12 protein-coding genes are annotated in these 13,653 nt (G+C 52.0%); all 12 read right to left on the bottom strand.

All coding sequences use genetic code 11. The features are described from left to right. Positions 1–2: 2 nt before the first annotated feature. Complete coding sequence (mtaB, locus tag FXY30_RS06640; protein WP_071705871.1) at positions 3–1,391, bottom strand: tRNA (N(6)-L-threonylcarbamoyladenosine(37)-C(2))-methylthiotransferase MtaB; 1,389 nt, start codon at positions 1,389–1,391, stop codon at positions 3–5. Next, positions 1,388–2,389, bottom strand: coding sequence for a 50S ribosomal protein L11 methyltransferase (prmA, locus tag FXY30_RS06645; RefSeq protein WP_071705872.1), 1,002 nt, complete (start codon positions 2,387–2,389; stop codon positions 1,388–1,390). The genes mtaB and prmA overlap by 4 nt, the downstream gene beginning before the upstream one ends. Continuing rightward, positions 2,389–3,510: a molecular chaperone DnaJ gene (gene dnaJ / locus FXY30_RS06650; protein ID WP_071705873.1), complete on the bottom strand. Its 1,122-nt coding sequence runs from the start codon at positions 3,508–3,510 to the stop codon at positions 2,389–2,391. Before dnaJ ends, prmA begins: the two co-directional genes overlap by 1 nt. Positions 3,511–3,608: 98 nt before the next feature. Further along, on the bottom strand, positions 3,609–5,468 hold the full coding sequence (gene dnaK, locus FXY30_RS06655) for a molecular chaperone DnaK (RefSeq protein ID WP_071705874.1): 1,860 nt from the start codon (positions 5,466–5,468) through the stop codon (positions 3,609–3,611). A 26-nt stretch (positions 5,469–5,494) separates the two neighbouring features. Then, on the bottom strand, positions 5,495–6,151 hold the full coding sequence (gene grpE / locus FXY30_RS06660; RefSeq protein ID WP_083428269.1) for a nucleotide exchange factor GrpE: 657 nt from the start codon (positions 6,149–6,151) through the stop codon (positions 5,495–5,497). Between the two features lie 48 nt (positions 6,152–6,199). Then, on the bottom strand, positions 6,200–7,222 hold the full coding sequence (hrcA, locus tag FXY30_RS06665; RefSeq protein WP_071705875.1) for a heat-inducible transcriptional repressor HrcA: 1,023 nt from the start codon (positions 7,220–7,222) through the stop codon (positions 6,200–6,202). A 182-nt stretch (positions 7,223–7,404) separates the two neighbouring features. Then, on the bottom strand, positions 7,405–8,619 hold the full coding sequence (gene hemW, locus FXY30_RS06670) for a radical SAM family heme chaperone HemW (RefSeq protein WP_071705876.1): 1,215 nt from the start codon (positions 8,617–8,619) through the stop codon (positions 7,405–7,407). Next, the gene (gene lepA / locus FXY30_RS06675; protein WP_071705877.1) at positions 8,606–10,417 is read right to left on the bottom strand and encodes a translation elongation factor 4; all 1,812 of its coding nucleotides are present in this window, start codon (positions 10,415–10,417) and stop codon (positions 8,606–8,608) included. The genes hemW and lepA overlap by 14 nt, the downstream gene beginning before the upstream one ends. 8 nt (positions 10,418–10,425) lie before the next feature. Further along, entirely contained in the window at positions 10,426–10,983 is a 558-nt protein-coding gene (gene lepB / locus FXY30_RS06680) for a signal peptidase I (protein ID WP_232009049.1), read from the bottom strand. 16 nt (positions 10,984–10,999) lie between these two features. After that, a complete protein-coding gene (gene lepB, locus FXY30_RS06685) occupies positions 11,000–12,121 on the bottom strand; it encodes a signal peptidase I (protein ID WP_232009050.1) in 1,122 nt (373 codons plus the stop codon). Positions 12,122–12,249: 128 nt separating this feature from the next. Further along, on the bottom strand, positions 12,250–12,519 hold the full coding sequence (rpsT, locus tag FXY30_RS06690; protein WP_071705879.1) for a 30S ribosomal protein S20: 270 nt from the start codon (positions 12,517–12,519) through the stop codon (positions 12,250–12,252). A gap of 93 nt (positions 12,520–12,612) precedes the next feature. Then, a complete protein-coding gene (holA, locus tag FXY30_RS06695) occupies positions 12,613–13,650 on the bottom strand; it encodes a DNA polymerase III subunit delta (RefSeq protein ID WP_071705880.1) in 1,038 nt (345 codons plus the stop codon). Positions 13,651–13,653: the final 3 nt, after the last annotated feature.

Below are 13,653 nucleotides of genomic sequence, written 5' to 3' on the forward strand. Positions count from 1 at the left end.
TTCTACTCCTCTCCGGTCGCTATGCCGACCAATTCCTCCCCGTCACGCTTGAGCACGCGAACGGAATACACATGATTTGCTGCCGGCGAGAGAAAGTCATCCTCTCCGGTGTTCAAATGCTTCGTTGGAAAATGCCGGACACTTTCCTCCGTCGGGGAAACGACGGCCACACGCAGATAATTGCCGGAATAGCCGCTGAAGCGTCCTTTTTCATCCCGTTTTTCCTCTGTCAGCACGGACAGCGTTTTGCCGACCATTTTTTCCATAAACGCATGCCGCATGGAAACCTCCTGGGCAGCCAGCCGCGCGGCACGCTCTTTCTTGATGGCCGCATCCACTTGCCCCGTAAAGAGAGCCGCCGGCGTTCCCTGCCGTGGTGAATAAGGGAAAATATGCATGCGTGAGAATCCGATGGCATGTGTAAAATCCAAGGTCTCCTGAAACTCCCGCTCCCCCTCTTCCGGAAAGCCGACGATGACATCCGTCGTGAGACCGGCGTCCGGAAACACCCGTCGAATGGCATCGACCTTTTCCGCATACAGAGCCGTAGTGTAGTGACGATTCATCTTTTCTAGGATCCGATCGGATCCGCTTTGCAGGGAAAGATGAAAATGCGGGCATAACTTACCCGTGGCCGCCAAGCGTTCCAGCTTCTGTCGTGTCACCCAACGAGGTTCGATGCTGGAAAGGCGAATGCGCCGGATTTCCGGGATTGCCGCCACCGCTTCGATGACATCCGTAAGCTCTACGCCCGACATTTCTGCACGAAAAGGAGCTTCCTTTCCATAGCTTGCTACATGGATGCCGGTAAGCACCAATTCTTGAAAGCCGCGTGCCGCAAGTGCTTTTGCTTCCTGCAAAATGGAAGGCAGCGGCCGAGAGGCAATATGGCCGCGTGCATAGGGAATGATGCAATACGAACAGAACATATCACAGCCTTCCTGTATCTTAACGGTAGCCCGCGTTGTGGATTGCTCCGTCTCAATGGTCAACGCATCAAAATCCGTTGCCGCATCGAGATCCTCCACTGCAATTTGCCGTTCTCCGGTAGAACACACCTGTTCCACGAGAGCCGGCAGGCGTTGTCGGCCTTTTGTACCGAGAAGAATGTCCACTTCCGGAAGCGCGGAAAGAGAATCCGCTGCCACTTGTGCATAGCAGCCGACCACGGCGATGATCGCATTCGGATTTTCGCGTTTCATTTTCCGAATCTGCTGGCGGCTCTTGGCATCTGACATATGGGTCACCGTACACGTGTTAATTACAACCACGTCCGCCATTTCCTCTCCTTGGGCAAGCTGATAGCCGTCACGCAGAAAGAGCTCCTCCATGGCCTCCGTTTCATATTGATTCACTTTACAGCCTAACGTGTGAAATTTAATTCGCTTCATCTTGTTATTCCGTTCGCATCCGATCCCGCTTCCGCCGGCCAAGCCGATTCGAGACATGCCCACTCGCCCAAAATCGTCTGCTTGCTCACGAGAAACCCAGCCTGTTCCAACGCATTTCGGATGCTCTCTTGCTGGGTCGCTAAAAGGCCGGAGAGCACCACGCACGCCCCCGGATACAGTACTGTCGGCAAATCCGGCAAAAGGCGCAGCAGCGGCCCGGCTAAAATGTTGGATACGACCACATGAAATTTCCCATCCACATTTTTTAACAGATCGCTCTCACGGAAGGTGATGTCCACTTGATTTCGTTTTGCATTTTCCCGGGCGGAACGCAACGCGTCTTCGCTGATGTCGGTGGCCAGCACGTTGTCCATCCCCCGCTTTTTCATGTAGATGGCGAGAATTCCCGAGCCTGTTCCCAAATCGAGGCCGCTCTTCCCCTCTAAAGGCAGACGTTCCAAGGCTTCCAGACACAACGTTGTAGTCTCGTGGGAACCGGTGCCGAAAGCCATACCCGGCTCAATGAAAATGGGGAGCCGTGTCGCATCCGTCGGTTGCATCCAGGATGGAACAATTTCCATGGTTTTTCCGAGTGAAAGGGGATGATAGGTCTTTTTCCATTCTTCTTCCCAGTGAGAATTGTCCACCTGCTTTTCCTGCAGAATGCGAATTTCTCCGCCATATTGCTCATAACACTGGCGTTCCAAGCGTTCGATCGCCTGACGTCCCATGTCGTCGTCGGAAAAGAAAACCAATTGGACCACGTCGTCTGCTTGCCATGCTTCATCGGCCGCTTTCTCGACGGCGCGATGCAAGTCGGCACGCAACGCATCGCCGTCGGCCAGTTCCCAGTCCGGATGCTGTGCCTCATACTGCGCAATGGTCGTCGGATCCAGTGTCTGTGTGCCCAGCGTATCGCTGTCAGCAAGAAGCGCTTGCGCCGCCTCTTCCCATTCACGCGCATACATCATGGTCACTTGTAAGAACTTCGTTTCCATCAATCAAACAATTCCTTTACCTTGTCCCAGAAGTTTTTCTGTTTTTCTTCGACCTCATCACCCATAGCCTTGGCATAGGCACGCAATGCCTCCGCCTGTGCCTCATTGAGATGCGTCGGGGTTTGGATGTCCACAACAAAATGCAGGTCGCCGCGCCGCTGGGTACGCACATCCGGAGCGCCCTTTCCTTCCAGTGTAAAGCGCGTACCCGTCTGCGTTCCTTGCGGGATGCGGAACGTTTCTTTCCCCTCCATCGTCGGAACATCCACCTCATCCCCCAGGGTAGCCTGTACAAAGGAGATGGGAAGCTCAAAATAGAGGTCGTTGCCGTGACGTTCATATATTTCGGACGGTGTCACGCGAATGACAATATATACATCGCCGGCCGGTCCGCCATTGGCACCACCGTGTCCCTGGCCGCGCATGGGCAAAATGTTGCCATCCGCCACACCGGCCGGTATTTTAACCGACAACGTGCGGTTTTCTATCTCTCGTCCTTGACCGTGGCAATGCGGGCAGGCCTCTTCAATGATTTCACCGCGCCCGTTGCACGTGCTGCAGGTCATCTGCTGAACCATGCGGCCAAATGGGGTGTGCATTTCCCGATTGATTACGCCGCTTCCGTGACAGGTCGGACAGGTTTTTTTCGCGGTACCGTCCTTCGCACCCGTACCATGGCAATGACCGCATTCGCTTTCTCGTCGAATGGTGAGCGTTTTTTCCACACCGAAATATGCCTCACGAAAGCTGAGACGGATCTCTTTTCGAATATCCGCTCCGCGTTGCGCGCGATGGCTACTCTGCGCACCTGCCGATCGACGGCCGAACAAATCCCCGAAGAGGTCTCCAAAGATATCATTCATATCGAAACCGAAGCCGCCGGCACCAGCGTTCATGCCGTTTTCAAAGGCGGCTTCGCCGTAGGTATCATAAAGTCGGCGTTTTTCCGGATCCTGCAGAATGCCGTACGCCTCGCTTAAATCATTAAATTTTTTTGCTGCTTTTTCATCTCCCGGATTGAGATCGGGATGGTATTGTTTTGCTTTTCGGCGGTACGCTTTCTTGATGTCGCCTATTTCGGCATCGCGCTTCACGCCGAGCACTTCATACGGATCTTGCAAAGCCGGCTCCTTTCTTACACTAAAGAGTCATTGTAATCGAAACCGCACATAAAGAAAAGGGCACCGAAGCGCCCTTTTCTTTCTATGCTTGCCTTGCCTTACTTCTCTTTGGGGTCATCCTCGTCAACTACCTCGTAATCGGCGTCGACAACGTCATCCCCCTGCGCGCCCTGGCTCGCACCCTGCGCACCGGCATCGGCGTTCGGTCCGCCTGCCTGCTGGCCTGCCTGTGCATACAGTTTCTGCGAAAGCGTATTGAGCTCGCCCGTTAACGCTTCGGTGCGCTTTTTGATGTCGTCGAGATTTTCGCCGCCCACAACATCCTTCAAGGCTGTAATTTTCTCTTCCACTTTCTTCTTTTCGTCTTCCGAGACTTTATCGCCCAATTCTTTCAGCGTATTTTCCGTCTGATAGATCAGCGATTCCGCCTGGTTCTTGACTTCAATGAGTTCCTTTTTCTTTTTATCTTCTTCCGCAAACTGCTCCGCCTCTTTCACGCGGCGATCAATTTCTTCATCCGAAAGATGCGTGGACGAGGTGATGGTGATCTTCTGTTCTTTGCCCGTTCCCAAATCCTTCGCACTGACGTTGACGATGCCGTTGGCATCAATGTCAAATGTCACTTCAATTTGCGGGATGCCGCGACGTGCCGCCGGAATGCCAGAAAGCTGGAAGCGTCCAAGCGTCGTATTATCCGCCGCCATTTCACGCTCGCCTTGCAGAACGTGGATGTCTACGGTCGTCTGGTTGTCGGCAGCCGTCGTAAAGGTCTGGCTCTTTTTCGTCGGGATGGTGGTGTTGCGCGGAATGAGCACCGTCGTGACACCGCCCAGCGTTTCAAGGCCCAGCGACAGCGGGGTGACGTCCAAGAGAAGCAGATCCTTGACTTCACCGGTCAACACGCCGCCCTGAATAGCCGCACCGAGAGCAACACACTCATCCGGGTTGATATCCTTCTGCGGATCCTTTCCAGTCAATTTCTTGACCAGCTCCTGTACCATCGGTACGCGGGTCGAACCGCCCACCAGCAAGACTTTGTTCAGATCGGAAGCGGTGAGGTTCGCATCTTTTAATGCGTTCAGAACCGGCTCTTCCGTTTTCTTTACGATCGGTCCAATGAGTTCTTCAAACTTAGCGCGCGTTACCGTCATATTCAGATGCACGGGCTGTCCGTTGACCGCCGTAATGAACGGCAGGTTGATGGTCGAGGTCATGGCGCTGGAAAGTTCCTTCTTCGCTTTTTCCGCAGCATCCTTCAAGCGCTGGTCGCTGGTCGGGTCCAGACGAAGATCCACACCGTTTTCTTTCTTGAAGTCCTCTGCGATGTAGTCCATCAAGGCATTATCGAAATCATCGCCGCCCAGACGGTTGTTCCCGCGGGTGGAAAGAACTTCGAAGACACCATCGCCCACTTCCAGGATGGAGACATCGAAGGTGCCGCCGCCCAAGTCAAAGACCATGATCTTGGAAGATTCTTCCTCTTTGTCAGCGCCGTAGGCCAAGGCGGCCGCCGTCGGCTCGTTGATGATACGCTTTACGTCCAAGCCGGCAATTTTTCCGGCATCTTTGGTGGCCTGACGTTGTGCATCTGTAAAGTAAGCCGGAACGGTGATGACCGCTTCGGAAACGGTTTGCCCCAGATAGCTTTCTGCATCGGCTTTCAGCTTCTGTAAGATCATGGCGGAGATTTCCTGCGGCGTATAGGTCTTGCCGTCAATTGTCACCTTGCGGTCGGTTCCCATGTCACGTTTAATGGATGAAATCGTCCGATCCGGATTCATAATGGCCTGGCGTTTCGCGGTTTCGCCTACCAGACGCTCGCCGTCTTTGGTAAATGCCACGACAGACGGGGTGGTGCGATTGCCTTCCGCATTCGCAATAATCGTTGCCTGGCCGCCTTCCATAATGGCTACTGCCGAGTTCGTCGTTCCTAAGTCAATACCAATGATTTTTCCCATATTCTTTTCCTCCTTGTCGCTCAGCCTTATTTCGCCACTTTGACCATGGCCGGCCGAATCAATTTTCCGTTCAACTTATATCCTGTCTGCAGGGTTTCAATGACGTGCCCTTCGTCCACCTCCGCACTCTCTTCGGTAAGTACCGCATGGTGCAGATTAGGATCAAAGGCTTCGCCATCCGCCACAATGGCTTCCACCCCGTTTTTTTCCAATATCTCGCGTAACTGGGAATGAATCATTTCCATCCCCAGGAAGAAATTATCGTGTTCTTTTTCCGTGGCTAAGGCGCGTTCAAAATTATCCACCACATCGAGCAGCTGCAGAATCAGACGCTCATTCGCGTAACGTATTGTATTTTTCTGCTCTTCCTCGGTACGGCGTTTGTAATTTTGAAAGTCGGCTTGTAATCGCAAATACCGGACGGCGATTTCTTCGTTTTTCGATTCATCTACGGAAGCATCCTTTTTGTCGGATGGATCGTCCGTTGTTGCGTTCACATTCCCTTCTTCGGCGTCGTCCCCATTTCTGTTCATCCGTTCGTCCGCTTCTTCATGAGACGTCTTTCCCGTCGCATCCGCGAAGGTATCGTCGCTTTGGTTCGGTTTACCACCGGTCTCCTGTGCAACCTCTTTTTCCTGTTGCAACAGTTCTTCGACTGTTACCTTTTTCTTTTTATTTTTCATGCTTCCTCCTTTCCGCGGCACGATACCACTTGCCGCCGGAATTCAACCTTAGACTCGTCCTGTAATGGAATCGAGATATTTTCCCATGCGCCGCACATGGCCGATGGCGTTGCGATAGTGTAACCGCAATGGCCCAATGATTCCCAGCGCTCCATAGACCTGATCGTGTACGCGAAACGGTGTCGCGATGAGTGAAGCCCGATGCAGCAGGGGCAATTCATTTTCGGAGCCGATACGCACGATCGTTCCCTCTTGCGGTGAGATTTGATCGAGCAAGCCCAGAAAATCGGAGTTCGTTCGCAATTCCTCCAGAAACTGTAACGCACCCGGCAGATCGCTGCCTTCTACGAAACGCAACCACTTGGCCATGCCTTGGAACACTACGCGTTCTCCATGCTTGGCATTGAGTCGTTCGAGCAAGGTCGGAATGAGCTCACTCATGAGGTTGCCGTGTGTCACCGTCCCGCTGAAATAATCGGATTGCAAGAAAGCGGAAACATCACAGAGACGATGGCCTTCAAACAACTCCTGGAAAATTTCACCCAGACGCTCGAGACGCTCTTTGCTGTAATCCCCGTCCAGACGAATCAACTCGGTGTCCACAAAACGCGTATTGAATACGGTTACTGTCAGCAATTCGTGCGCCGAAAGCGGCAGAAAACGAATTTTTTCGATGATATCGTCCGTGCGCGCCGGCAAAAGGGCAAACGCCACACTGTCAGTTAAATCGGAAAGAATCGTGAGCGCCTGCTCCAGTAAACTTTCCGGATCGTAGGACTGCTTCAGCAAACTTCGGCTGCTTAGAGCGGAAATCGGCTCCGGGTCTTCTCCGCGTCGCAATAACTCATCCACATACCAGCGATACGCCTTTTCGACGGGAACGCGTCCGGAAGAGGTATGCGCCTTTTCCAGATAACCCATGTGTTCCAGATCGCTCATTTCATTTCGAATCGTAGCTGCGGATATGTTCATCTCATAGTCACGCCGCAACGTTCGTGATCCGATGGGCTGTCCTTCGTGAATATAGGATTGCAAAATGGCGCCCAGAATGAACATTTTTCGATCGTCCATATTGCCTCCTTCCATGGATGAAGCCCATCAAGCTAGTGTCCGGTTTACGGTATCTTGCATGGAACAATGCAACCGCTCCGTTTCCATCCTGTTATCACTCTATCTCTTTGAGTGCTAACACTATGATACAAGGCATCTTCTCCTTTGTCAATGGAAAGCGAAAAAAATGTGGTGGTTCGTCGTCAGCCTTCCCACTCCCAAAGGATGTCGGATAAAACGTCATTTTGTACATTGAGTCCTGCCGGTGTGAAAGCAATATGTGTCGGCGTAACGCAGAGCAAACCATTTTTCTGTGCTTCGGCAATGCGCTTCGGCGCCATATCGAGTACATCGATGCCGTTGCGGGCATAAAACGCATTACGATCAATACCCTGTATTTTGCGCAAGCCCATCATGACCTGCTCAAACAGGTCCTCTTCCAGCGTACGCTCTTCGCGCTGCTGGGGCAAGCGTCCTTCCGCAATCTCCTTGCCATAGGCATGAATGCCTGCAGGATTGCGATAGCGTTCTCCCTGCAGATAGCTCGCCGCGCCGACACCGATTCCAAGATAGTCTGCAGCACTCCAATATTTCAGATTATGCCGCGAGGCATAAGATGGCAGCGCAAAATTGGAAATTTCATAGCGCGCATAGCCTAAAGCAGAGAGGCCGTTCAAGACTTCCTCTTCTTCCTGTAAAAGAAGTGCCTCTTCCGGCAAGGGCAGATCGCCATGTTGCGCCTGCCACGAAAAATAGGTTTTTTCTTCTAAAATGAGAGAATACCAGGAAACGTGTTGCGGACGCCATTCTTCTATAAAAGATAGATCCCGACGAATCGCTTCCAGAGACTGCCCCGGCAAGCCGAGAAGAAAGTCCACATTCACGTTTCGTACACCGGTCTCCCGCAAGAGAGCAATGTCCCTTGTAACGTCTGCAGCGGTATGCGTACGGCCGAGACGCGTAAGCAGCGTATCGGACATGCTTTGCACACCGAGCGAGACGCGGTTCACGCCGGCAGCAACAAGAGTCGCGAGTCCGTCTCTATGCAGCGTTCCCGGATTGGCTTCCAGCGTAATTTCCACGTCTTTCGCGAAGGAGAAGGCGGCGCGAAGCGCATCCAAAAGAGATACCACCGCTTCCGGCGGCAAAAGCGAAGGGGTTCCTCCGCCGAAATAAACAGTATCCACAACATACGAAACGGGCGCAAGAAACGGCATTTGTTGCCGCCCTTGCGCCTGGTCCAAGAGATGAATTTCCTGTTTTAAAGAGGAAAGATAGGGAGCCTGCAAGGCCTCGGCATGCGGAAACGTTAAAAAATCGCAATAGAAGCAACGCTCTTGGCAGAAGGGATAGTGAATATAGAGTCCAAGCGGACGAATTTCCGGTGCCGCTTGGAAGGTGTTCTCAGTTTTCTTCATCGTACTTCAGTACATTCAAAAATGCGCTCTGCGGAATGTTGACGTTTCCGATTTGGCTCATGCGCTTCTTGCCTTCCTTCTGCTTTTCCAGCAGTTTCTTTTTTCGCGAAATATCGCCACCGTAGCACTTGGAAAGCACGTCTTTGCGCAATGCGGAAACCGTCTCACGGGCAATGATTTTCGCCCCGATGGCCGCCTGGATGGGCACCGCAAACTGATGGCGCGGAATTTCTTTTTTCATCCGCTCGCAAATGAGCCGTCCGCGCTCATACGCTTTATCGCGATGCACGATGAGCGAAAGCGCATCCACCGGCTCACTATTGACCAGAATATCCAGCTTCACCAGATCGGAAGGCTGATAGCCCTGCAGCTCATAGTCAAGGCTTGCATAGCCGCGTGTTTTGGATTTTAACGCATCAAAGAAATCATAGATGACCTCATTCAAGGGCATCTCATAATGCATGGAAACGCGGCGTTCATCCATGTATTCCATGTTCTTATACACGCCGCGCCGATCCTGACATAATTCCATAATCGTACCGATGTATTCCTTCGGTGTCATGATGTCGGCACGCACAATGGGTTCCTCCACCCGTTCTATATCGGTCGGATCCGGAAAATCGGTCGGGTTCTGAATGCTATATTGTGTTCCATTGTGCAGCGTAATGTGATAAATAACGCTCGGTGCGGTTGCCAGAATATCGAGATTGAATTCCCGTGCCAGACGTTCCTCAATCACTTCCATATGAAGCATGCCTAAGAAGCCGCAACGAAAGCCGAAGCCCAGTGCGGCGGAATTTTCTTTTTCAAACACCAGCGCGGCATCGTTAACCTGCAATTTCTCCAACGCATCCCGCACACTGTTGACGTCCTCATTGGTGCTCGGATAGATGCCGGCATAGACCATGGGAACGACTTTTTTATAGCCCGGAAGTGGCGCTTCCGCCGGATTCTCGGCAGAGGTGATCGTGTCGCCGACCTCCGCATCGCCTACGGTTTTAATGGAACAGACCACATAGCCGACATCGCCCGTGGAAAGCTCATCGGTCCTCACGTGACCGCGTGCATCATAGCCGACCTCATCCACTTCGTATTCTTTGCCGGTCGCCATCAATCGAATGCGCATGCCCGGAACAATTTTTCCATCCTTCACACGCACGAACATTACGACGCCCAAATAGGGATCGTAATAGGAATCGAAAATCAGGGCTTGCAGTGGTCCCTTCGGATCGCCGGACGGCGCAGGAATATTCTGTACGATATCTTCCAGAACCGCCTTGATATTCGTTCCGGCCTTTGCGGAGATCAGCGGTATTCCTTCTGTGTCAAAGCCCAAAACATTTTCAATTTCCTCTTTGGCCATGGGAATATTGGCACCGGGCAGATCAATCTTGTTAATGACCGGTAAAATTTCGAGGTCTTCCTCCAGCGCCAGATACGTGTTGGCCAAGGTCTGCGCCTCCACTCCCTGGGAAGCATCGACGATGAGCACAGCGCCCTCGCAGGCGGCAAGGGAACGCGAAACCTCGTAGTTAAAGTCCACATGACCCGGCGTATCAATGAGATTGAGCGTATAGACGACGCCGTCATCCGCTTCATAAAAGAGGCGCACCGCCTTGAGCTTGATCGTAATGCCGCGCTCGCGCTCCAAATCCATGGAATCTAAAAGCTGTTCTTTCATCTCACGCATCGTAACGGCGCCGGTCATTTCGATGAGCCGATCCGCCAAGGTGGATTTGCCATGGTCAATGTGTGCAATAATGCAGAAATTACGAATATTTTCTTGCCGATCTCCCATACATCCTCCTAAAACCCGCCGAATGCGTTAAAAGGAAAATACCGAAATACCGCGCGCCCTACGACAGAGCGGAGCGGGATGGTGCCGAAATACCGGCTGTCACGACTCGCGCCTTGCTTGCGATTGTCCCCCAATACAAAGAGTTCATCTTTTCCCACCAACCATTCGGTGTTCTCGCGCACATGCGTAAAGCTGGTATTGATATAGGGCTCTTCCAGACGTTTTCCATTGATGTAGACCATGCCGTCTTCAATCTGCACATACTCATCCGGAAGCGCCACCACACGTTTAATATAATCGCGATTCTCATCCGGCGAATGAAAAACGACAACATCCCCGCGTTTTAAGCCTTCCGCCGTAATACCTTGCTTAAACACAAAGAGACGATCCCCGTTATGGAGCGTTTCTTCCATAGAAGATCCCTCCACAACGGTGCTCGCCACAATAAAATGCGTAATGAAAAAGGCAATCACGATGGCGATGACAAGAATGCGTATCGCCTCCAGCGCTTTAAATTCACGTTCCACACGCCGCTTAGGCGTATGATGGGACATTGGTGTTCTCATCCATTCCTCGCTGCCATCAATACATCAACATCATCTTCGTAATCGGCCAGATGCGCACGCGCGAAACCGCTTTGATATGCTCCGCCAAAACGGGCCCAAACAATCGGCTGTCGTTGCTGGCTCCCGTGCCGCGATTATCGCCCATAACAAAATACTCATTCTCGCCCAGTGTCCATTTCGAGCTGGCATACGAAACCGTTTCCTGATTCGTATAATATTCTTTCATCCATTTGCCGTTGATATAGACTTTGCCGTCATCGATCTCAACCGTTTCTCCCGGTAGACCGATCAGACGCTTGACATAGAATTCGTCCAGATCGGGGGAATCCACGATGAGAATGTCTCCACGCTTATATTGTTTGAGATAGGTCGGAATTTTGCTGACCAACAGAAAATCGCCGTTATGCAGCGTAGGCTCCATGGACGTTCCGCTGACGGTAGTCGCGCCGCCGATAAAAAAGCGGATCACGATGGCAAGCAACAGCGCCACGCCGATGGGCAAAATCCAATTGAAAAAGAAGCCGCGAACGCCCTTCTCTTTCGCTTTTTCTTCCTCATCATCCGCATCGGGATAAGCGGGTGTGAGAGGCGCGTTCTCCTCATCCGGCCAATCTTCCTCTGCAGCGAATAGCTCCGTCGCTTTGGCTTGCTCATGCCCCGAATATACGTTATGTTCGTCTGTCCGCGTCTCCTCTTTCGGGACGGAAATGGGCGCAAAAATTCTCGTTTCCTCGGAAGGTGCCGATTCGTTCGTAATAGTAGGAAGAAGTATCGTCAGATCTTCGGTGTCGTCCGCCTGTTCCTCTTCTGAAAAGTCCATCTCAGGAATCGGCGCCTCCTGATTCAACGCCTCGATTTCGCGGGCGCTGCGTTGCGCACGCTCCGTCTGTTCCAACTTCTCTCTCGTCTCGTCGGAAACGCGCTCTTTCAGAAAACGGCGCAGATGGCCAGCACTTCGTTTCGGCGCTTCGCTCGGCTTCTCTTCTTCCTCGTTCGTATCGGGAATCTGGGCCGGCTCCATCTCTTTGTCCTGTGTTGCGACCGATTCCAGCTCTTCTTCCTTTTGCTCTACCGGTTCGTCGTCCATAAAAACAGCATCCAGCGAAAGCAAGCGCCGGTCTTTTTGTTCTTTCGTCATCGCTTTGCCTCTCCATTCGTCTTTCATCGCATTCAGTATAGCACAGCAGGAGGCGAAAAAAGAGCATAAAAAAAGAGCCGTTCAAAAGAAAATCGGCTCTTTTCTGTTCTTCGTATGTTGATTCGTTGTTACTGGGCAGACGCAACGTTCAGGCGCTTTTGCAGACGGCTGACGGCGCGGCTTGCTGCATTTTTCGAATACGCGCTCTGCAACGAAGCACGCTTCAGCTTGCGGTCAATCACCTTTAACAGCTCTTGCGCTTCCTGAGGTGAGTTCGCCTCTAACGCCGCATCAAACTTTTTGATGTAGGTTTTAATCTCGGAACGCTTGCTGCGGTTGCGCAGACGGTTGCGTTTAGCAATGTCAATTCTCTTTTTTGCCGACTTAATATTGGCCAATTCGCTCACCTCCTTTGGTAGCATGAGATCTTTTTTTCGATACCTGAACAGTTTACCACAATCTTTTGCTCTATGCAAATCAAAAAAAGCAATTTACGCTTTTTCGCGCTCCAAGGACAGTGCAAAGCGCTCCAATTCCGATTCGAGGTCAAACACCTGTGTTTTCATGCGTTTTTCCATCGAAAACAGGCGATCGTGATAGCCGATCAGTTCCTCCTCCGTATAACGTTGCACGCCGCGACGCAATTTGCCGTATTCAAAGGAAGACAGCTTTAAGCGGGCTTGGCCGTCTCGTGGAGAAAGGCGCATGCCTTCGGCACGCTTGACTCCGATCATATTGCGTACTTGACGCACCAACATGTAAAACAGACGAAACGGATCTTCCCCCAAGGATTCGTAGCCCTTTATTAGGGCGCAGGCACTCGCTGCACGGCGGTCATTGATGGCATCCATCAGAGCAAAAATATTGCGTTCGGAAGGCGAAATGAGCGCCTCTTCCACATCCCGACGATATAAGAGGCCGTTTTTGGCCAATGAGGCCGTGGACGCTACGAGATTCTCCACATCATACAGGTTTTTCTCTGCGCGCGGATCCAGATATTCGCTGGAGGAAATAAGAAGAGACACGACGCCTCTTTCAGGAGTGATGCCGCGTTGCTGCCATTTCTTCATGATAAATCGTTCCAGCTCCGGTTCCGTCAAGGGAGAGAGCGAAATGCGCTGCAGATCCGCTTCCATTTGTCGAAGCACTTTTCCACGAAACGGCTTTTCCCCCTCGAAGCCCAAAACCAAGAGCACATGCGGCGGGCGATGCAAAACACTCTCATACAGAGTGTTCAACAACGTCTCATTTTTTTGCAGGGCTTCTTTTTGCAAAGGCACGTTTTCCACAACGACTACGCGCCGCTCCCCCATCAGAGGCAGGGTTTCCAAAGCGGAAACCAAGGCTTCGGGTGAAAGCGTGCGACCATCCAGGTGTTCGTAGTTAAAAGAGAGGAAGTTTCCGCCCAATACATCGTTTTGCAGCACGCTCTTCAGCATTTCCCAGAGGTAGGGTTCCTGAATACAGCAGAGAAGAACCTGGCCGGGTTCGCCCCGATCCACATGGGAAAGCCAGTCCACGTAATTCATGAT

Source organism: Murdochiella vaginalis, assembly GCF_902381775.1.
Classification (GTDB): Bacteria; Bacillota; Clostridia; order Tissierellales; family Peptoniphilaceae; genus Murdochiella; species Murdochiella vaginalis.